Raw genomic sequence first — 20,690 nt, forward strand, 5'->3', positions numbered from 1 at the left:
TGTCCGCCGATCGGGGCCGGCCGGTAGCCTCCGTCCATGGATGCGCTCGTGCCCTTCGTCGTCATGTTCGGCGGCCTCGCCGCGGTCCTGGGTCTCTTCGCCCGGCTCGCCGTCCGCGTCCGCTCCAGGGGTCTCGCGGGCGGAGCCGCGAACGCGGCCCTGGCGTCCTACGAAGAGGCGTTCCGCGCCACCTCGCACGCGGCCCACGTCGAGATCCAGGTCCAGAAGGAACGCAAGGCTCTGCTCCTGTCCCCCGACGGCCACTGGGAGCCCGGTCCGGGCGGGAGAGGCCCGGCGGACCTCCGGTACCGCCGGCCGCCGGCCCGGTCCCGGCTGCGCCGCTCGCTCCGTCGCCGGGCCGGCCGCGGCGGCGGAGCCGGGCCGTGTCCAGGCTCAGGCAGCGGCCTCGTCCAGGGGGATGCCGAGCCTGCCGGCCACGGTGGTGAGGGCCGCGCCCAGGGGGAGTGCGACCCGGGTGAGCGCGTGCTGGTCGCCCCGGGTCACGTCCCGGTTGACGATCAGCACCGGCTTCCCGGCGTCGGCCGCCTGACGGACGAAGCGCAGTCCGGACATCACCGTCAGGGAGGAGCCCAGGACCAGCAGCGAGGTCGCCTCACGCACCAGCCGACGGCAGTGCTCGACCCGTGACGGGGGAACGGACTCGCCGAAGAAGACCACGTCCGGCTTGAGGACGCCGCCGCAGACCGTGCACGGGACCACGTGGAAGTCCCCGACCTGCTCGTCGGTGAGGTCGGCGTCACCGTCCGGATTGACGGCGGCGGCCACCGGCGCGAAGCCCGGATTGGCCTCCTCCAGCTGCCGGGCGATCTCGCGGCGCGGGGTGCGGGCACCGCAGGAGAGGCAGACGACCCGCTCCAGGCTTCCGTGGAGTTCCACCACGTCCTGACCGTCGACGGCCTGGTGCAGTCCGTCGACGTTCTGCGTGATCACTCCCGAGAGCAGGCCGTGCCGTCCGAACGCGGCCACGGCCCGGTGCCCGTCGTTGGGGCGGGCACGGCCGAAGGTCCGCCAGCCGAGGTGACTGCGCGCCCAGTACCGCCGCCGGGCCTGAGCGGTCGCGGTGAAGTCCTGGTAGGTCATCGGGGTGTGCCGGCGCAGGCTCCCGCCCTCGCCCCGGTAGTCGGGGATGCCCGACTCCGTGGAGATGCCCGCCCCGCTGAGCACCAGCACACCGCCGGCGCTCAGCGCGGCGGCGACCGGCTCGAGATCAGTGGTGCCCGGCGGCAGGTCCCCGGAAGGGATCCAGTTCAGGGTGGGGCGCATGCGCATGCATCCAGGGTACGGAAACGGCGGCACGGCGTACGGGCCGCCGCCGCGTCGGTCTCCGGCCGGGCGCCTCAGCCTCCGTCGGCGCGGCGAAGCCGTGCGGAGAGGTGGTGCTGCAAGGGCTGTCCGACCGCCGCCAGGTCGTGGAGGAAGTCGAGCGTGCCGGCGTCCGTGAGGGTGTACCGGCGGCGGGTGGCGGTGACCTCCTTGGCCGTGGGGGCGAGCGCCACCTGCCCGGTGGCCAGGTCCACCGCGCCGTCGGCCGCCCGGCCGACCAGGATCTCCGCGATGCCGGTCGGCTGGGTGATCAGCGCTTCCACGCGCCCGTCGGCCTGCATCCGCCACCAGCCGCTCTCCCGGGCCGACGGGCGCAGCGGGGCGCCGTCCGCGTCCAGCAGCCAGGCACGGGCCTCGTAGTGGAGGAAGGGACGGCCGTCGTGGCCGAACGTGACCTCCTGCGCGTAGACGAATTCCTCGTCGAGCGTCGGATAGCCTCCGCGGCCCTCTCCGACCCAGGTGCCGAGCAGCCCGGTCACCGGCGCGAGCAGCGCGTGCGGCGCGGGGGTCCGGTCCGGACGGAACGCATCGGGGTACGGGTGCTTCCCGACGGGGGCGACCATGACATCCACTCCTGGGTTGAGGCCGGTACCGCCCGGCAGCCTAGTGGTACTCCACCCGCGGAGCGTGCTCCTTCCACCGGAGCGGCCTGTCGCCGTCGGTACCGCCCGTGCCAGGTCTCCTGTCGTCACCCGATCCAGCGGGCGGCGGCCTCGTAGGTCGTGGCCGGGGTGCTGTTGAACGCGATGGCCGCGTCGGGTGCGTTCCGCCGGACGAGGTCGACCACCTGCTCGAGGAGCCCGACCTGATCGTCCGAGTGCCGCAGACCACCGCCGATGGTGACGCACTCCCACGCCGTGTTCGGCGAACTCGGCCAGTCCCGCCTCGATCGCCTCGGCCACCGGCTCGGGATCCCACGGCCCGGGCACCCGGTACGGATCGAGCCCGATGACGAGGACGCGGGGCGAGGCGGTGTCCATGCGCCGACGATACGCGTCGGACTCACGCGTACGACCTGGTCATGGCGGGGGAGGAGCGGGTCCCCGCCCTCGGGCCGGATCCCGCCGCCGCCTCGCCCGCCAACCGGGCGAGGCGGCGTACGGAACGGCATGGTGCGGGGGCCCGGACGGACCTGCGGCTGGAGACTGGTGGGCCCGGCCCGACGCCGGGCAGGAACAGGAGAGAGCGTGGACGACCGCAGCCGCCCAGCCTCCCCGGGATCGGCGATCACCGGTGCGGAACGGAGAGCCGAAAGCCGGACCGAGGTGCTGAGCACCGCCCTCGTCGGCGTCCTCGCCTTCGCGCTCGCCTCCGGTTCGTGGCAGTGGTTCTCCACCTACCTCGGCGTCACCCTGCTCGCACTGATCCTCGCCTTCAGCCGGCCCCCGGATCCCCTCACGGGCGGGAGGGGATCGTACGTGCGCGGTCTGGCGGCCTACTCACTGGTCGTCGGCCTGTGCGTGGCCATGGCGGTGGCGCCCGCCATGCAGCGCTGGGAGTGGCTCTTCCCGATGCCGGGCACCCGCGCCAAGTGCGCCCACCTGGGCAGTTACGCCGCACTCCACGCGCAGGCCGTCCTGAACGACCTGGCCGGTCAGGACGGCGCCGCGCTGGCGTACGCCCGGAGCGACCGGAGCGAGCACGCCGTGAACGACTGCCTGGCGTCCACGACGACGCTCTGGCTGCCGGTGTACGCGCTGGCCGCCGCGCTGCTGGCGGCACTCGGGGCATGGCTGGTGAGCAGGAGGGGCACGAGCCGGGAGACCGCCGGGGAGCCGTGAGCGGCCGCGATCCGGCGTGCGTGGACCACCCTCCCGTTCAGCCGCGCCGGACCGCTCCCTCCGCGTCGCCGTCCTCGAAGCCCCGCCGGACCGTTGCCGAGGCCCGTTCCGGCTCGGGGTGGGCCTGGCGTACGCGCAGGTCGGCGACGGCCAGCAGCAGTGCGATCACGCTCATCCCGACGGCGGTGAGCAGCCCGAGCTGAATCGCCGTGACGGAGCGGCCGTGGTGGGCCTGGTGGGCGAAGTACACCGCGCCCACCACCGCGATCCCGGCCGCCGAACCGATGCGCTGCCCCGTTTGCAGCACTCCGCCGGCCGCACCGGCGCGGTTCACGGGGACGCGGGTGAGCGTGAGCGTCGTGTTGGGGGAGACCGTGAGGCCCGAGCCGAGCCCGCCGACGACCATGGGCAGGGCCGTGGCCCAACCGACGCTCTCCAGGGGCACCAGCTGCACCGCCACGACCACCCCGAGCAGCCCCGCCACCACCAGGAGGAGGCCGAAGACGACCAGCCTGCGTCCGTGGCGCATCACCAGCTTGCCCCCGACGGCGGCGCCGACCGCGGACGCGGCGGCGAAGGGCAGCACCGAGACGCCGGCCGCCAGCGCGCTGTATCCCGCCGTGTTCTGAAGGAACAGGGAGTAGACGAAGAAGACCGTCGTGAAGCCCGCGAAGTAGGTCAGGCTGATCAGGGAACCGAGCGTGAAGGAACGCAGGGAGAACAGGTCCAGATCGACCAGTGGAGCCCGCCCGCGAAATTTCTGGCGCCGCTCCCACCCCCAGAACGCGATCAGCAGCAGTGCGCCCACCGGCAGCAGGGCCCACTTCAGCCGTCCGCTCCACTGCTGCTCCTGAACCAGCGGCAGCATGAGCGCGAGCACGGCGGTGCCGAGGAGCAGCACGCCGAACGGGTCGAACTCCTCCCGCCTGCCCGTCGACGGGAAGCGGGGCAGCAGCCGCAGTCCCGCGGCGAGCGCGGCCACCCCGATGGGCAGGTTGACGAAGAACACCCAGCGCCAGCCGTCGTCGGTGCCGACGGCGTCGATCAGCACACCGCCCACCAGGGGGCCGGCCGCCGTCGAGATCCCGATGACACTGCCCAGCAGGCCGAACGCCTTGGCCCGTTCGGCTCCCTGGAACATCTGCTGGATCAGCCCCGAGGTCTGCGGGGCGACCATGCCCGCCGCCGCGCCCTGGACCAGCCGGAACAGCACCAGCCAGGAGGCGCTGGGCGCGAGACCGCACGCCCCCGAGGACAGGGTGAACAGGGCCAGCCCCACCAGGAAGGACTGCCGCCGCCCGCGCATGTCGCCCAGTCGGCCCGCCGGGACGAGCACCAGCCCGAAGGTCAGGGCGTACCCGGAGACCACCCAGGACTGGGCGGCCTCGGAGGCGGCCAGCCCGTGTTCCATCGAGGGCAGCGCCACGTTCACGATCGAGGTGTCGAGCAGCGAGATGAAGCCCGCCGTCAGACAGACGGCGAGCGCCTTCCACCGCCGTTGGTCGGGGGCGGGCGGGGCTTGGACAGTGGTCATGAGGTCACGCTAAGCAACCATCCCGTCCGGCGCATGCCAGGGAGCCGTTCCGCGTGCGCCGCGGCCGCCAGGGCGGGCCCGGGAGCAGCGGCCCGGGAGCGGTACATGGCGATGACGCAACTCGCCCGGTGCGCAGTTGACTTGGCGTGCCGTACGGGTACTCTTCCAGGCTTGCCGGACCCCCGGTCGCCGCCGCGGACCGCTGAACGCACCGGGCTCCGTCCGGCCGAGGAGGCCCCAGCCGTCAGGAGGAAGGCACCGATGGCCGACGCCGACGTCGAACTGCACGGGCCCGCGGACTGGGAGGGGCCGCCCCGCCGGTACGGTCCCGTCGCCCGGGTCGCCGTGCTCTCCGACGTGCACGCCAACGTCCCCGCCCTCGACGCGGTGCTCGCCGAACCGGACGTCGCCGCGGCCGACCTCGTCGTCCTGTGCGGCGATCTGACCTGGGGGCCACAGCCCCAGGAGACGTACGAACGGATCGTCGCGCTGGGTGAACGTGCCCTGTGCGTACGCGGCAACGCCGACCGCTACGCCGCACGGATCGGCACGGCGGCGCGGACCGCCGACACCCCGCGGCAGGCGTGGATCGCCGCACGGCACTCGCCCGGGGCGATCGCCTTCCTCGGCCGTCTCCCCTTCGGGGTCGTCGTCGAGGTCGACGGACTCGGACCGGCGCACTTCTGCCACGGCTCACCGCGCAGCGACCACGAACTGGTCACGCCGGGGACACCGCCCGAGCGGTTCGCGGAGCTGTCCGCGGCCGTCGACGCGGCGGTCCTGGTCACCGGACACGCGCACCTCCAGTTCGACCGCGCCGTGGCGGGCCTGCGCAGCGTGAACCCGGGCAGCGTCGGGCTGCCGTACCACACCGGCGAACCGGGCACCGCGTACTGGGCGCTGCTGGGCCCAGGCGTCCGGCTCAGGACCACCCGCTACGACGTCGAGGACGCCGTGGCGCGCGCCCACCGGGCCGCCGACCCGGAGGCGGACCGCTACGCGGACACCCTCATGAACGCACCCGATCCGGAAGAGATCGTCGTGGAGGCGGAGAGGCTGATCTTCGTGAATTGATCCACGCGGCCGTGGGCTCGGCGCGGAACCGACCGGTCGTCACCGGAGGACGACGCTCACGCCCCGTTCCTCGAGGATCTCCAGGAGCAGGTCGAACAGCACGACCTCGCGGTCGATGGAGGACACGCGCTCCGCCAGTCGTGTCCGGGCCTCGGCCGAGTGATCCCAGTGCAAGGTGAACGGAGTGGTGGCGCCCCAGCCGCCGCGCAGGCAGTCGTCCAGAGCGTCCAGGTTCCAGCCGAAGTATCCGCCGGGCCCGTTGACGGCCTCGCCGATCGCGCAGTGGAAGCTGTCCTTGTCGACGATGTGCCGACCGTCGATGGTGAACACCCGCCCCGCCCGAGCGTTCGGCTTTCCCCGGTGCCGGTACCCCCGGGACCACAGCGCCACCGACAGCCACGCGTGCCTGTCCTCGGGGGCGAGTCCGTGCCACATGCCGGTGCGGTCCAGCCGGCCGGCGCGGACCAGGTCCCACACGGCCTCCGCCCCGGGCAGGGCGTTCTCGCACCACAGTGTCACCGTGAGGTCGACGAGGCCGGCTCCACGGGTGGAAGGCCTGACGTCGACGACGGTGACCTCGCCCACGAAGTAGGACCCCATGGTGACACCGTCGCCGTCGAGGAGCTCGAACCAGGCGTTCCCCGCCAGGGCGCGACGGCTGCCGACGTGCCGGACTCTCTTCAGCAGGCCCCCTTGCGGGAGGCAGCCCGCGAGGCGTACCCGGCGCGCGCCCTCCTCGTCCGGAAGAGGCGTGAAGAACCCCTCGGCCTCCTGGGCGGAACCCCAGAAGTCGTCGTCCACCTCGTCCGAGGCCAGCGCGTACCTCCGTCCTTCGACGGTCGAGGTACCGGTCATCCGGCGAGCTCCTCGCACACCTCGGCCACCAGTTTGTCGGCGGCGTCGAGCGCGGCGGCGAGCGTCTTCGGAGTGGTGCCGAGCGCGGAGAGCAGCGCGTGGGCCCGTCCGGCGAAGTCCGCGGGAGCGCCGGGGAGTTCTCCCGCGGCCCGCACCGCGTCCTTCTCGTTGAGCACCCAGTGCCCGGCCCGGGCGTGGAGCGCGTGCACGAGGAGCCCGACCGCGCGGAAGAGGCAGCCGGAGACGTAGAAGGTGTCGCCGCGGGCCGCTCCCTTGCGAGCGCAGGCCAGGACGAACGGCGCCTCCCACCGCGCGTTCTCGACGAGCGCTGCGCGCAGGGGCTCCGGATAGAGACGTGTCCGTTCCCGCAGGGTCCGAAGCTCGCCGCCGGGGTCGGCGAGGACGCGGCCCAGGGCCACCTCACCGGCATAGGAGTGGGAGTACACACCCAGGGGATGGCCGGGCTGGGTGCCGATCTCGAAGCGTCCGGCCCGGCACTGCCGCCAGACGTGGTGCACCCGGTCCATGTCGCGGTAGATCCAGTCGACGCGGTGGCCGTCGACGGTCAGCCAGCCGCCGCCGTCCACCCATGGTCCCCAGCCGCCCGGTTCGGTGACCTCCACCGGCCCGCCGGTCAGCTCGGCCGCCAGCAGGCGCAGGGCGGCGGTGTCCAGCGGTGGCCGGTAGTACAGGCCCAGGTCGTAGTCGGAACCGGGGCTGTGCGTACCCCTGGCGCGGCTGCCTCCCAGGCATACCCCGACGACGCCGTCGACTTCGACCAACCGGTCCGCGATCTCCACCAAGCGCTCCACGGGCCACAGTCTGCGGGGACGGATCACCGGCCGCGACCGATTTATCCGGCCCCCGCGTCCGGACCGCTCGTCCTCACAACAGGCCGAGCCGGGCCAGGTCGAAGTGCTCGTCGGTCAGGCTCTCGTACCCGTGCTCGGCCGCGAAGGCGAGGATGCGCGCGAGGGGAGTACCCGGAGCCGGTGGCTCGGTGGCCAGTTCGAAGCCGGTGACCTGAAGGGCGAACGCGAGATCCGGATCGGGGTGTTCTTCGGACATGATCGTCAGACTAGACGAGCGGTGTCCCGTCCCGACGGGCCAGGTCCCCGGCGGTGTGACGAACGGTTCGTGACGTGATCGGCCTTCGTGATGATGGATCGCTACGCAAAATATTGCGCTTCTTGCGCTCGCTTGCGTGGTGGGTGACGCAAGGCTTCGAGTGGCGCGTGCGGGTGTCGGGGGCGGCTGGTGCCCGTGTGGGCGAAGCCCCCCTCTCCTGACGGGCGGCGGGAGTCTTTCGTCAAGTGGGGTAAGGGGGTTGGCTCCGGAGGGGTGGAGGCTCAGGGGTGTCCCTCTGGTTTCCCTTGCCTCTGTGGACCTCGTGTGTTGACCCCGTCGTCGGTGCGCCGACCGTGCGCGTCATGCCGTCGGCGTTGGAGTGCGGGTGTTGATGGTGAAACTTGTAGCGTCCTGGCCGTAGACGTGCTCGCATTGCTCTGCAATATTGCGATGAAACAATGCAAGAAGCTGCGTATAACTCTCCGTCGGGAATCTTGCGTCCCGCGCGGACAGCTCTTGCCGATCTGTCGTACCGCGCCACCGCTCTGCCCAGGAACGAGCCGACCCCGCCGCCCCTCCGGCGCGCGAACCTCCGCAGGGAGTGAACCCCGCATGACTCCACACAAGCCGAGATCCTGGAGAAGCCGCGCAGCGACCGCCGCGCTCGCCTCCATCGTCATGGTTCTGGGCCTGCCCGCCGTCGGTGCCCACGCGGCCGGCGGCCCCGACGCCGCCGCGGACGCCGCCACCAAGGCCGGCAGCGCCCGCGGCGCACATACGGCCGCCAATGTCACCGACGGCGACGCCGACACCTACTGGCAGGCCGGAGAGAGGTCGGCCCAGTGGGTGCAGACCGACCTCGGGCGGACCGAGCGGGTCCGCGAGGTCGTCCTGCGGCTGCCCGAACACTGGAGGGCCCGCAAGCAGACGCTGGCCCTCCAGGGCAGCGCCGACGGAAAGAGCTTCGCCACGCTCAAGTCGTCGGCGCAGTACGTCTTCGGCCCCGGCAACGGCAACACGGTGAAGGTCTCCTTCCCCGCCGCTCTCGCCCGGTACGTACGGGCGGACTTCAGCGGCAACTCGATCGCCCCCACCGCCCAGTTGGCCGAGATGCAGGTCCTCACGGCCGCCGCCCAGACCCCCAACCTCGCCCAGGGCAAGCCCTTCACCGAGAGCGGGCACGCCGACGTGTACGGCGCGGCCAACGCCGGTGACGGCAACCGGGCCACCTACTGGGAGAGCAAGAACAACGCGTTCCCGCAGTGGCTCCAGGTCGACCTCGGTTCCTCGGTCAAGGTGAACCAGGTGACGCTGCGGCTGCCCGCCGGATGGCCGAGCCGGAGCCAGACGCTGAAGGTCCAGGGCTCGACCGACAACCAGAACTTCACGGACCTGACGGCCTCGAAGGCGTACACCTTCGACAGCGGCAACGACCAGTCGGCGACCATCGCCCTCGACACCACCACGACGCGGTACGTGCGGGCGCTGTTCACCGCCAACACCGGGTGGCCCGCCGGGCAGGCGTCCGAGCTGGAGGTCTACGGACCGGCCACCGGCGACACCCAGGCGCCGACCGCGCCGTCGAATCTGGCGTTCACCGAACCGGCCACCGGGCAGATCAAGCTGACCTGGAACGCGGCGAGCGACGACACGGCCGTCACCGGGTACGACGTCTATGCGAACGGCCAACTGCGGGCGAGCGTCGCCGGGAACGTCCTGACGTACACCGACACCCAGCCGGCCGGCACCGACATCACGTACTTCGTACGGGCCAAGGACGCGGCGGGCAACGTCTCCTCCGACAGCAACAGCGTCACCCGCCGGGGATCGGGCGGTGACACCCAGGCCCCGACGGCGCCCGGCAACCTCGCCTACACGCAGTCCGGCGGTGACGTGAAGCTCACCTGGCAGGCGTCGAGCGACAACGTCAAGGTCACCGGGTACGACGTCTACGCCGACGGCCGGCTCCTCAAGTCCGTCGCGGGCGACGTCACCACGTACACCGACACCCCGGCGGCGACGGCCACCGTCACCTACTCCGTGAAGGCGAAGGACGCCGCGGGGAACGTGTCGGCGGCGAGCAACAGCGTCACCCGGACCGGCTCCACCGGTTCCGGATCCAACCTGGCCGAGGGCAAGCCCATCGAGGCGTCCTCCTCCACCTTCACCTACGTCGCCACCAACGCCAACGACGGCCAGATCGGCACCTACTGGGAGAGCGGGGCCGGCGCCTACCCGGCCACCCTCACCACCAGGCTGGGCGCCAACGCCGATCTCGCCCAGGTCGTCGTCAAGCTCAACCCGGACGCGGCCTGGTCGACCCGTACCCAGAACATCCAGGTGCTCGGCCGCGACCAGGACGCGACGGCCTTCACCAGCCTCGTCGCGGCGAAGGACTACACGTTCAACCCGTCGAGCGGCAACACCGTGACCATCCCGGTCTCCGGATCCGTCGCGGACGTCCAGCTCAGGTTCACGTCCAACTCCGGTGCCCCGGGCGGCCAGGCCGCCGAGTTCCAGGTCATCGGCACCCCGGCCGCCAATCCCGACCTCAAGGTCACCGGCATCACCAACACCCCCACGGCCCCGGTCGAGTCGGACGCCATCAGCCTGACGGCGACCGTCACCAACAGCGGGACCAAGGCGGCCAAGGCCACGGACCTCGACCTCACCCTCGGCGGCACGAAGGCCGCCACGGCCGACGTCCCCGCACTCGCGGCCGGTGAGACGAAGACCGTCACCGCGAGCATCGGGGCCCGGGACGCGGGCAGTTACCCGGTCGGCGCCGAGGTCGACCCGGCGAACAAGGTCATCGAGCAGAACGAGGGGAACAACACCTTCACCCGCTCCGACGCCCTCGTCGTCAAGCCCGTCTCCAGCTCCGACCTCCTGGCCGCACCCGTCTCCTGGAGCCCCTCCAGCGCCTCGGCGGGCGACGAGGTCAAGTTCACCGTAGCGATCAAGAACCAGGGCACGGTGGCCTCCGCCTCCGGCGGCCACGGCGTCACCCTCACGGTCCAGGACTCCAAGGGCGCCACCGTCAAGACGCTCAGCGGCTCCTACGACGGCGCCATCGCCGCCGGCCAGACCACGGCCCCGGTCTCCCTGGGCTCGTGGACGGCCGTCAACGGCAAGTACACCGTCAAGACCGTCATCGCCGACGACACCAACGAACTGCCGGTCAAGCGGGCCAACAACACCACCACGCAACCCCTGTTCGTCGGCCGCGGCGCCGACATGCCGTACGACATGTACGAGGCCGAGGACGGCACGCTCGGCGGCGGCGCCAAGGTCGTCGGACCGAACCGGACCGTCGGCGACATCGCCGGCGAGGCGAGCGGCCGCAAGGCCGTGACCCTCAACGGGACCGGCCAGTACGTCGAATGGACCACCCGCGCCGCCACCAACACCCTGGTGACCCGCTTCTCGATCCCGGACGGCACCGACACGACACTGAACGTCTACGTGGACGGCCAGTTCCTCAAGACGATCGACCTCACCTCCAAGTACGCCTGGCTCTACGGCAACGAGACCGCGCCCGGCAACTCGCCCGGCTCCGGAGCGCCCCGGCACATCTACGACGAGGCCAACCTGCAACTCGGCAGGACCGTCCAGGCGGGATCGAAGATCCGGCTCCAGAAGGACGCGGCCAACTCCTCCACCTACGCCATCGACTTCGTCAACACCGAGCAGGCGACGGCGAATCCGAACCCGGACCCGGCCGCCTACGCCGTTCCGGCCGGCTTCACCCACCAGGACGTGCAGAACGCCCTCGACAAGGTCCGCATGGACACCACCGGCAAGCTCGTCGGCGTCTACCTGCCCGCGGGCGACTACGAGACGGCCGGCAAGTTCCAGGTCTACGGGAAGGCGGTCAAGGTCGTCGGAGCCGGGCCGTGGTTCACCCGCTTCCACGCCCCGTCCTCGCAGGAGAACACCGACGTGGGCTTCCGGGCCGACGCCACGGCCAACGGCTCGACGTTCGCCGGGTTCGCCTACTTCGGCAACTACACGTCCCGGATCGACGGTCCGGGCAAGGTGTTCGACTTCGCCAACGTCTCCGGCATCACCATCGACAACGTCTGGGCCGAGCACATGGTGTGCCTCTACTGGGGCGCCAACACCGACGGCATGACCATCAAGAACACCCGTATCCGTGACACCTTCGCCGACGGCGTCAACATGACCAACGGTTCCACGGACAACCACGTCGTCAACAACGACGCGCGGGCCACCGGCGACGACAGCTTCGCCCTCTTCTCCGCGATCGACGCCGGCGGCGCCGACGAGAAGAACAACCTCTACGAGAACCTGACGTCGACCCTGACCTGGCGCGCGGCCGGTATCGCCGTCTACGGCGGCTACGACAACACCTTCCGCAACATCCGCGTCGCCGACACCCTGGTCTACTCCGGCATCACCATCTCCTCGCTGGACTTCGGCTATCCGATGAACGGCTTCGGGACCGATCCCACGACCATCGAGAACGTGTCCCTGGACCGGACCGGCGGCCACTTCTGGGGCTCCCAGGTCTTCCCCGCCATCTGGGCGTTCTCCGCGTCCAAGGTGTTCCAGGGCATCCGGGTCAACGACGTCGACATCGACGACTCCACCTACGGAGGCGTCATGTTCCAGACCAACTACGTAGGAGGACAGCCCCAGTTCCCGGTGAAGGACACCATCTTCACCGACATCTCGATCACCGACTCCAAGAAGAGCGGCGACGCCTTCGACGCCAAGTCCGGATTCGGCATCTGGGCCAACGAACTGCCGGAACCCGGTCAGGGACCCGCCGTCGGTGAGGCCACCTTCCGCAACCTGCGGATGAGCGGCAACGCCCAGGACATCCGCAACACGACCAGCACCTTCAGGATCAACATCGAGTAGGAGCCGGACGGAACCGGCAGGTACGGGGGCTGCCCTTCTGGAGGGCAGCCCCCGTACCGTCGTGACACCCGGCCTCGCGGCCGCGCCGTTACAGCGACATCTCGTACGCCCCGGACAGGGCCTCGACATGCTGCCAGACCTGCGCCGAACGCGCCTCGTCCACGGCGGGACGCCGGATCGCGCCGAGCGCCCAGCCCTGCTGCTCCGCGGTGGCGGAGTCCTTGCCGTGCAGTTCGACGCAGTGTCCGGAGAAGTCACGGACCAGCACGGAGAAGAGCTCGTCCAGCACCGGCTCGTCCAGGTCCGTCAGGCGCGCCTGCTCCAGGATCAGCTGTCCGTGCACCACCAGCGCGAACAACTGCCCCACGGAGAGCAGGAAGTCGAGGTCGCGGCTCTGCGTCTCGTCGGGGGCCATGGTGGTGACGAACTCGCACAGCGCGTCGGCCTGCTCCCGGAACCGGGCGACGTTCGGCACCTCGGCGTACGCGTCGTACGCGGCGCGCCAGTCGTGGAAGCGCACGGAGCCCAGGCCGCGGGCCGGTCCCTGGCGGAAGAGGAAGTCGTCGTCAGCGGCGTCGAGCCGGGTCGGCACGACGGGCACGTCGATCGGGTCGAGCAGGTGGTTGCGCATGAACTTGAGGATCAGCGCGAGGTTGACGTGGACCGTGCCCTCGAGCTTGGGCAGGCCCCGGATCTCGATCGCGGCCTGGGAGAAGTAGTTGTCCTTCTCGAAGCCCTTGGCGGCGATGACGTCCCACATCAGGTCGATGACCTTCTCGCCCTCCGTGGTCACCTTCATCTTCGTCATCGGGTTGAAGAGGAGGTAGCGGCGGTCCTCGGGACCGGCCGAACGGAAGTAGTCGACGGCGCGGTCGCTGAACAGCTTCATGCCCACGAGACGGACGTACGCCTCGGCCAGCTCCCGGCGGACGTGCGGGAAGGCGGTGACGGGACGGCCGTAGAGGATGCGGTTGCTCGCGTGCGTGACGGCCTCGTACATCGCGTGCTCGCAGATGCCGATCGAGGCCGTGCAGAGGTTGAACTTGCCGACGTTGACCGTGTTGAGAGCGGCGTCGAAGGCGGCGCGGCCGGTGTGCAGGACGTCCTCGGGGGCGACCGGGTAGTCCTCCAGCCGGAACTCGCTGACGAACTTGGAGGAGTCGACGACGTTCTTCACCAGGTGGTACGCCGGGTGGCGGCTGTCGGCCGCGAAGAAGACGTAACCGTCCGGGCCCTCGACGTCGGTGCGGCGGCCGAACACGGAGACCAGACCGGCGGCGTTGCCGTTGCCGATGTAGTACTTGGAGCCGGTGGCCCGGAAGCCGCCGTCCTCGGTGGGCTCCAGCAGCATGTCGGTGGAGTAGATGTCGGCGCCGTGGGCCTTCTCGGACAGGCCGAAGGCGAAGACCTCACCCTGGTCCAGGAGGTCCGCGGCACGCGTGCGGGCGGCGGCGTTCTCGCTCTGCCAGACCGGGCCGAGACCGAGGATGGTCACCTGCCAGGCGTACCAGTAGTCGAGACCGTAGAACCCGAGGATCTCGTTCAGGGCGGCGATCCGGGCGGTGTCCCAGCGCTGGTCCTCGCCCGTGGCGGCGGAGGCCGGGGTGAGGAAGGTGGCGAACAGGCGCTCCTTGGCGGCGAACGCGAGGAAGTCGCCGAGCCAGGCGCGGGTGCGGTAGTCCTCGATGATCCGGCGCTTGCCGCGCTCCTCGAACCAGTCGACGGTGGCCCGCAGCAGCCTGCGCGTCTCGGGGTCGAAGTGCGCCGGGTCGTAGGTGTGCGGATTGAACAGCGAGGGAGTGGTCACGGAGGTTCGCCTTCCGGGGGTGAGGGTTTCGGGTACTGCCGTACTCGGCACGGAGGAAAGGGGGGTGGGGCTCAGACCGACGGACCCGGGCGGCCGTCCTGCGGGCCGCCCCTGGCACCGGTCGGCGCGCCCAGGGCGCGGAGGGTGGCGAGGACGTCGTCGAGCCAGGCGATCGTCATCCGCTCGTACGCGATGCCGCCGCGCAGCACGACGTGTTGCAGTTCCTGGCCGGTGTCGAGCGGCGCGGGGGCGTCGGGGCCGGTGAAGTCGCGCAGTTCTCCCGCGAGATAGCGCGCGAGCCGGTCGCTGTGGACCCGGTGGTGCCGTTCGACCTCGTCGACGAGTGCCGCCGGGTCGTCGAAGGCGGCGCCGCGGATCTTCACCGCGAGATCGTGACGGAGGCTCTCCGGTTCGATCGGCTCGTGCAGCCACCGGGAGAGGGCGGCACGGCCCGGATCGGCCACGGAGTACTCCTTCTTGTCCGGCCGGCCCTGCTGCGGCACCTCGCGGACGGCGAGAACACCCTCGCTCTCCATGCGCTTGAGGACGCGGTAGATCTGCTGGTGCGTGGCGGTCCAGAAGTAGCCGATGGACCGCTCGAACCGCCGGGCCAGCTCATAGCCGGACCCCGGCTTTTCCAGCAGGGAGACGAGGATCGCGTGTTCGAGCGCCATACCGCACAGCTTTCTATGCAACTCGTTGCATAGGCAAGCTGTGCCGCCCGGGTGAGACACGGCTCACCCGGACGGCGGGGCGCGGCACTCCGGAATAGCCCAGGGTGTTTCCATGTTTCGCGATCATGACAATGAATGCGCCGAGGCCCGAGGTCCTGCGATACACCGCCTTCTCCAGTGACCCCGAGGGCGGGAACCCCGCGGGTGTCGTTCTGGACGCCACCGCTCTGGACGACGACGACATGCTGGCCATCGCCGCCGACCTCGGATACTCGGAGTCCGCGTTCCTGACCACGCTCCCGAACGGTCCCGGTGACTCCGGGGAACGGGCCTACGGCATCCGCTACTTCAGCCCGAAGGCCGAAGTGCCGTTCTGCGGGCACGCCACCGTCGCGACCGCCGTCGCGCTCGCCGAGCGGACGGGCCCCGGGAAGCTGGTGTTCACGACGCGCGCCGGCGTCGTGCCGGTGGAGGTGGTCCAGGAGACCGGGACGGTCCGGGTCACACTGACCAGCGTCGAGCCGCACGTCGAGGAGATCGCCGACGCCGACCTCGGCGAAGCCCTCGCGGCGCTCGACTGGGCGGCCGCCGATCTCGATCCGGCCTTCCCGCCCCGCATCGCGTTCGCCGGTGCCCGCCACCTCGTCCTCGCGGCGGCGACGCGCGCCCGACTCGCGGACCTGGCGTACGACTTCGCACGCCTCGAAGCCCTGATGCACCGCCTGGACCTGACCACGGTCCAGCTGGTCTGGCGGGAGGCGGCCACCGTCTTCCACGTCCGTGATCCGTTCCCCGTGGGCGGTGTCGTCGAGGACCCGGCGACCGGTGCCGCGGCCGCGGCGTTCGGCGCGTACGTCCGTGAGCTCGGTCTCGTCCCCGAGGACGCCGTTCTCACGCTGCACCAGGGCGAGGACATGGGGCGTCCCGGCGAACTCACGGTGAGGCTGCGCGCGGGTGACCGCCGTGTCCGTGTGAGCGGCACGGGGACTCGCATCGGCTAGCCGATCGCTCCGGGACGGGATTCGGAGTCGTTGCGAGCGGGTGGTGGCGCAGGCGGGGCGGGCCGGGCCGCAAGGCCCTGACCCTGCCGCCGCCTGCCCACGCCTCCATCCCTCCACGCTTCTACCCGTCCACCCCTCCACCCGTCCGTACGGCCGCATGACCGGTTGTGCCCGGAGGGGAGGCCGGCGGCCATGATCAGGGCGTCAGTGCGCGCGCCGGTCGATGAGCGCGGGGAACCGCTCGCCGTGAGTCCGCATCAGTTCCCCGAGAATGCTGCCCAGTTGGGCTTCGGGATCGTCCGCGGGGCCCGCCGCGCGGGCGTGCTGGGTGATGCCGCGTACGTGACCGACCAGCAGGACGGCCGCGTCCATCCGCTCCGTTCCGCTCAGTCCGGTGCCGTCCAGGGCGGACACGGCACGCTCCAGCCAGGACAGTTCCGCAGGCCCCATGACCCGTGGTCCGACGGTGGCGTCCAGCGCCCAGGAGTGCTGACGAAAGACAGCGAACAACTGGCTTGCCCATTCCTCCAGTTGCTCACGCCAGCCGCCGCGCCGCGCCTCCGGGCAGGGGCCGATCGCGGCGTCCACCATCAGGGCGACCAGCTCGGCTTTGCCCGGCACGTACCGGTACAGCGCCATCTTGGTCACGCCCGGCCGGGCGGCGACCCGCTGCATGGAGACGTCGGCCAGCCCGTCGGAGTCGGCGATCTCGACCCCGGCCCGCGCGACCCGCTACGAGAGCAGGCTCCGCAAGTACGCCGAGGGCTGTCAGGCGGGCGGTGACCGCACCGGGAAGTTCCTCGCCCCCGCCACCGCCACCGGCATGCGTATCCGCAACACCCTGCTGTCCCGGCCCCTGTTCCTGAACGGCATGCTCAGGCTGGGCGAGAGGGTCAGCACCGTGGTCCTGCCCGACTACACGGCCGACCTCAGCCGTGTCGGCCGGTGACCGGCACGGTTCTCGCCGGGGGGAGGCCTCCACGGCCTCTTCCCGAGGACTTCTCGGGGGGACGGGAGGTCAAGCAGCCTCCTCGGCAGTCGGCTTGCGGGCCATGAAACTGGCGAACTTCCACTTCGGACCCCCGTCGGGGGCCTGCACCAGTTGAGAGGTGACGGTGAGTCCGGCCTGGTTCAGCAGTTCCGCGAGCTCGTCCGCGGGCAGTCGGTAGGACTCGTAGGACACGGGGTGGTCCCCGTAGGCGCGCGACGGCCGGCGGTGTTCACGGGCGCCCACGTGACCGGCGAGCAGGAGATGGCCCCCTGGGGCCAGGGTGCGGTGGAACTCGGCGAACACCAGCGGCAGAAGCTCCGGAGGAGTGTGATGGGTGGAGTAGTGGGCGAGGATGCCGCCGAGCGCGTCGTCGTCGATCTCCAGCGCCGTCATCGTGCCCACGGAGAACCGCAGGTCAGGGTAGGCGTTTCGGGCCAGCTCGACCATCTTGGGCGACACGTCGACGCCGAACGCGGACACTCCGAGTCCGGCCAGGTGGGCCGTCACCTTGCCGGGGCCGCAGCCCACGTCGGCGACCGGCCCCGGGCCGGAGGTCCGCACCAGTTCCGCGAACGCGGCCAGCAGCGCGCGTGATGCGGGGTCCAGCTCGGACGGATTCTTGACGAGAGCGGTGTAGTCGGCGGCGACGGCGTCGTACGAGTCCCGGACAGCGGCGAGGTAAGCAGGCTCGGTCACGCGGTGAATATAGACGGAAGCACCGACAGGGCCGGCGGACTCATGGGGCACCCGGATGCCGCGCGGGGCGGTGCGAAGGCACGTCGGCGGTGAGCACGGTCCGGCTGCCGGGCCCGGAACCCGTACCCGTGCCCCTCCCACCGCGATCGCGGCTCCCCGCGTCCGGCCGGAACCGGAGCCGCTCGTCCGGCGGTTCGAGCCGCAGGCGTCCGCCGGGCGATGCGGCCGGGGCGTACTCGACCCGGCCGCGTCGCCCGCCGCCACGTCCGCGTCGGCCGTCGTCCCGGCGGTCGGCGACGGCCGGCAGGGGCGGTACGGGGGCGGCGAGTTCTGGCGCGAGCCCGGTGAACTCCCGGAACCGGCCGGGGGTTTCCGCTACTCGTCGATCGCCGCGCCGAACCGCGCGTCGGCCACCGGCGCCCCGAGGCGTGCCCCGTCGTAGGTCCACGAACCCCTGGCGACGAGCCCCGACGACGACGCGGGAATGACCCATACGATGCCGTCGCCGGTGTTCTCACCCGGTGCCGCCGCCAGCAGACCGAAACGGCCGTCGTCGTCGGCGTCGATCAACCGCAGCTGGCCGCCCCAGTGGTCCGAGGCCTCCGCCACGCCGGGAACGCCGGGGGAGTTCTGATCGAAACTGCGCGCCCCGGTCGCCGTCAGCCCGCCCCGTGTGCCGCGCAGCGTCCAGACCGCACCCGCGTCACGCACGGAACCCACGTCCTCCCCGGGTGCCCCGATGGCGAGATCCGGCTGACCGTCGCCGTCGGTGTCACCGGCGGACAGCTCGGCACCCCACCGGTCGCCGGCCTCGGCCGTGCCGGGGACACCGGGGGAGTCCTGCGTCCACGTCTGTGCCGGGGTCGGGTCGAGACCGGAGAGGTCGCCCTTGCCCAGGTAGACGGAGACGGAGCCGCCGAGGGGCGAACCGACGCCCGTGTCGCCGATGGCCAGGTCGTCCTGGCCGTCGTGGCTGAAGTCGCCGGAGACGACCGCGGGACCGCCCTTGAACGTGCCGCCGTCGCCCAGCGCCTCGACGTCGGGCGCGCCGTGCAGCACCCGGGTGGCGCCGACGCCGGGCTGGTCGCCGGTGGTCACACCGGAGACCGCCAGGTCGGCCCAGCTGTCCTCGTTGTAGTTGCCGTGGCTGAGGCTCCGGAAAGCGAAGCCGGTCTCCAGCGGGCCGACGTCCCGGGCCCGGACTCCCGTGCCCACCGACTTCATCTGCCGGGCCGCCGCTGTCGCCGGCGCGGAGGTGAAGAACAGCAGCGTGTCGTTCTCCAGGACGGCGATGCTGTCGCGCGGGTCGGCGTCCGGGCGCGCCGGGTCCGGGGCGAAGTACCGGGCGGCTTCGAGGGCCAGACCGAAGTTCGCGCCGGCCCGCAGCCGGCCCGCGTCCTCCAGCCAGGTGCTGTCGGACCCGTGCAGCCCGCTCGGCGAACCCCAGAAGACGACGGCACCGCCCGTGTCGGACAGCCCGGCCAGGTCCTCGCCGGGGATGCCGACGATCGCGTCGTCGTAACCGTCGTTGTCCAGGTCGCCGGAGGCCACGGCGCCGCCGAAGCCGTCACCGGCCTCGGCGGCACCCGGAACGCCCGAGGTGTTCTGGTCGAGGACGCTCTTCCTGGTGGTGCTGAGACCGCCCGACGAGCTGTACTGCACGGAGACGTAGCCGGCGGCCTTGGCTCCGCCCACCGTGGCGCCCGGGGCGCCGGTCAGCACGTCGTCGAACCCGTTGCCGTCGAAGTCGCAGTTGTGCTGCTGCCAGCCGATGGACGGAAAGGGCACCACGGCATGTGCCGCGGGCGCCGCGATCATCGTGCCGCCGCCTAGAGCGAGCAGCGCCACGGCTGTCATGGCCGCGCTGTTGATGTGACGCACGGGGGCGAACCTCCTTGGTTTCCTGGATCGCCTGCGGCGTCCTGTCCGGCCGAGGCGCGTGAGGGCGGCACGGGTGCGCGGTCGGTTCACCGGCCGACACCGACACGTGGGCAGTCATCGCTGTCGCTGTCGCTGTCGCCGCCGGTGGCCGGAGCGGGCCGCGATGTCACGGAGTCCGCCGCGAAGCCCCATACGGTCATGCGAGGCCCCCTCGTCGGACAGCGCGGTGAGGGCGACGCCCCTTTCCCCTCACCCAGAAGACATCCGAAGTTCGCCCATGGTTGTAGTCGGTGCGCGGGACGACCGTCGGATGCGGAGCCTCCGGTCCGCTGCCGTGGCCGATCCCACAGGGGGTTAAGATCCGCTGCCGACCTGCGGGAAGTCCGGACGGGCGGCTTCCAGGGAGCGCGAAGTGTCCGAAGCAGTCAGGTTGCCGCGTGGGCGGGCCCGGTTCGCCGGCGGTGTGCTCGCCGTGTTCGCGCTGGTGAGCGCCGCGGTCGGGCTGGTTGCCTGGCACAAGTACCGGTTGCTGGCGGGACCGGCGGCCCCCGTGCCGTACGTGGACAACCCGCTGGTCGAGGCCGACACGTACTTCAGGAACTTGCAGGGCTGGCGGACGGGGCTGCTGGTCCTGGCCCTGTTCCAGTTCAGCGTCTGGCTCGCCGGCATGCGTGATGTCGCGGACGTGCTCTGGCGCGAGGGACAACGCAGGCGCAGGGCGTGGCTGGTCTTCGGCTGGGTGATCCCGGTGGCGCAGCTCTTCGTGCCCAAGATGTTCGTCAACGATCTGTGGGCCGCCGGCGGGCCGGAACCGCAGCGCCGTCGCGGGCACCCTCTGCTGACCGCGTGGTGGCTGTCCGTCCTGTTCGCGGCCAACGGCTACGGCCACGCCGTCGACGATCTGAAGGAAGCGGCCACCGCGAGCCAGGCCCGTCATGCCCTGCGGCAGATGATGGTCGGCGAGGGTCTGCACGTCTGCGCCGCCGTGCTGTCGATCGTCGTCGTACGGCAGCTCTTCCGCAGGCTGGAGCGCGTCGCCGCGACGGCGTCCGCCGAGGTCTGACCGACGGGCGAGGAGTTCGGCGGGACCGTCGGCG

Annotated in this window: 17 protein-coding genes; 6 read left to right on the forward strand and 11 right to left on the reverse strand. The window is 71.4% G+C overall.

The window, feature by feature from the left end:
- Nucleotides 1-393: 393 nt before the first annotated feature.
- Both CW362_RS08765 and CW362_RS08770 read right to left on the reverse strand, forming a co-directional pair.
- Nucleotides 394-1,290 (reverse strand): NAD-dependent protein deacetylase, encoded by an 897-nt coding sequence (locus tag CW362_RS08765; RefSeq protein WP_103548796.1) that lies wholly within the window; start codon nt 1,288-1,290, stop codon nt 394-396.
- Between the two features lie 68 nt (nt 1,291-1,358).
- Nucleotides 1,359-1,907, reverse strand: a complete 549-nt coding sequence (locus tag CW362_RS08770) for a heme-binding beta-barrel domain-containing protein (RefSeq protein WP_103548797.1) — start codon at nt 1,905-1,907, stop codon at nt 1,359-1,361.
- A gap of 624 nt (nt 1,908-2,531) precedes the next feature.
- Between CW362_RS08770 and CW362_RS08780 the strand changes: the two genes are divergently transcribed.
- Nucleotides 2,532-3,125, forward strand: a complete 594-nt coding sequence (locus CW362_RS08780) for a hypothetical protein (protein ID WP_103548798.1) — start codon at nt 2,532-2,534, stop codon at nt 3,123-3,125.
- A gap of 37 nt (nt 3,126-3,162) precedes the next feature.
- On the opposite strand, the gene CW362_RS08785 is transcribed toward CW362_RS08780, so the two are convergent.
- Nucleotides 3,163-4,659, reverse strand: a complete 1,497-nt coding sequence (locus CW362_RS08785) for an MFS transporter (protein WP_103548799.1) — start codon at nt 4,657-4,659, stop codon at nt 3,163-3,165.
- A gap of 261 nt (nt 4,660-4,920) precedes the next feature.
- Here CW362_RS08785 and CW362_RS08790 point away from each other — a divergent pair, with 261 nt between their 5' ends.
- Nucleotides 4,921-5,733 carry a metallophosphoesterase family protein gene (locus CW362_RS08790; protein ID WP_103548800.1) on the forward strand — a complete coding sequence of 271 codons (813 nt, stop codon included), beginning with the start codon at nt 4,921-4,923 and terminating at the stop codon, nt 5,731-5,733.
- A 39-nt stretch (nt 5,734-5,772) separates the two neighbouring features.
- On the opposite strand, the gene CW362_RS08795 is transcribed toward CW362_RS08790, so the two are convergent.
- From CW362_RS08795 to CW362_RS08805, 3 genes are all read right to left on the reverse strand, one after another.
- Nucleotides 5,773-6,588 (reverse strand): barstar family protein, encoded by an 816-nt coding sequence (locus CW362_RS08795; RefSeq protein WP_103548801.1) that lies wholly within the window; start codon nt 6,586-6,588, stop codon nt 5,773-5,775.
- A complete protein-coding gene (locus CW362_RS08800; RefSeq protein WP_376451226.1) occupies nt 6,585-7,391 on the reverse strand; it encodes a nucleotidyltransferase domain-containing protein in 807 nt (268 codons plus the stop codon). Before CW362_RS08800 ends, CW362_RS08795 begins: the two co-directional genes overlap by 4 nt.
- Nucleotides 7,392-7,473: 82 nt before the next feature.
- Nucleotides 7,474-7,656, reverse strand: a complete 183-nt coding sequence (locus CW362_RS08805; protein WP_103548802.1) for a hypothetical protein — start codon at nt 7,654-7,656, stop codon at nt 7,474-7,476.
- A gap of 612 nt (nt 7,657-8,268) precedes the next feature.
- On the opposite strand from CW362_RS08805, the gene CW362_RS08810 reads away from it, so the two are divergent.
- Nucleotides 8,269-12,543 (forward strand): discoidin domain-containing protein, encoded by a 4,275-nt coding sequence (locus tag CW362_RS08810; RefSeq protein ID WP_103548803.1) that lies wholly within the window; start codon nt 8,269-8,271, stop codon nt 12,541-12,543.
- Nucleotides 12,544-12,631: 88 nt separating this feature from the next.
- Here CW362_RS08810 and CW362_RS08815 read toward each other — a convergent pair whose 3' ends face one another.
- Both CW362_RS08815 and CW362_RS08820 read right to left on the reverse strand, forming a co-directional pair.
- Nucleotides 12,632-14,350, reverse strand: a complete 1,719-nt coding sequence (locus tag CW362_RS08815; protein WP_103548804.1) for an acyl-CoA dehydrogenase family protein — start codon at nt 14,348-14,350, stop codon at nt 12,632-12,634.
- Between the two features lie 71 nt (nt 14,351-14,421).
- A complete protein-coding gene (locus CW362_RS08820) occupies nt 14,422-15,024 on the reverse strand; it encodes a PadR family transcriptional regulator (RefSeq protein ID WP_103548805.1) in 603 nt (200 codons plus the stop codon).
- A 125-nt stretch (nt 15,025-15,149) separates the two neighbouring features.
- Here CW362_RS08820 and CW362_RS08825 point away from each other — a divergent pair, with 125 nt between their 5' ends.
- Entirely contained in the window at nt 15,150-16,025 is an 876-nt protein-coding gene (locus CW362_RS08825) for a PhzF family phenazine biosynthesis isomerase (protein WP_103548806.1), read from the forward strand.
- Nucleotides 16,026-16,229: 204 nt separating this feature from the next.
- Here CW362_RS08825 and CW362_RS08830 read toward each other — a convergent pair whose 3' ends face one another.
- Nucleotides 16,230-16,700, reverse strand: a complete 471-nt coding sequence (locus CW362_RS08830; RefSeq protein WP_103548807.1) for a TetR/AcrR family transcriptional regulator — start codon at nt 16,698-16,700, stop codon at nt 16,230-16,232.
- Here CW362_RS08830 and CW362_RS08835 point away from each other — a divergent pair.
- A complete protein-coding gene (locus CW362_RS08835) occupies nt 16,699-16,974 on the forward strand; it encodes a hypothetical protein (RefSeq protein ID WP_240657723.1) in 276 nt (91 codons plus the stop codon). The two genes, CW362_RS08830 and CW362_RS08835, sit on opposite strands and share 2 nt — an antisense overlap.
- A gap of 69 nt (nt 16,975-17,043) precedes the next feature.
- Here CW362_RS08835 and CW362_RS08840 read toward each other — a convergent pair whose 3' ends face one another.
- The gene (locus CW362_RS08840) at nt 17,044-17,712 is read right to left on the reverse strand and encodes a class I SAM-dependent methyltransferase (protein ID WP_103548808.1); all 669 of its coding nucleotides are present in this window, start codon (nt 17,710-17,712) and stop codon (nt 17,044-17,046) included.
- 375 nt (nt 17,713-18,087) lie between these two features.
- Complete coding sequence (locus tag CW362_RS08850) at nt 18,088-19,593, reverse strand: FG-GAP repeat protein (RefSeq protein ID WP_103548810.1); 1,506 nt, start codon at nt 19,591-19,593, stop codon at nt 18,088-18,090.
- A 412-nt stretch (nt 19,594-20,005) separates the two neighbouring features.
- Between CW362_RS08850 and CW362_RS08855 the strand changes: the two genes are divergently transcribed.
- Entirely contained in the window at nt 20,006-20,656 is a 651-nt protein-coding gene (locus tag CW362_RS08855; RefSeq protein WP_162684005.1) for a DUF4328 domain-containing protein, read from the forward strand.
- The last annotated feature ends 34 nt before the right edge of the window (nt 20,657-20,690 follow it).

The organism is Streptomyces populi (assembly GCF_002911015.1).
In the GTDB taxonomy this organism is placed as follows: domain Bacteria; phylum Actinomycetota; class Actinomycetes; order Streptomycetales; family Streptomycetaceae; genus Streptomyces; species Streptomyces populi.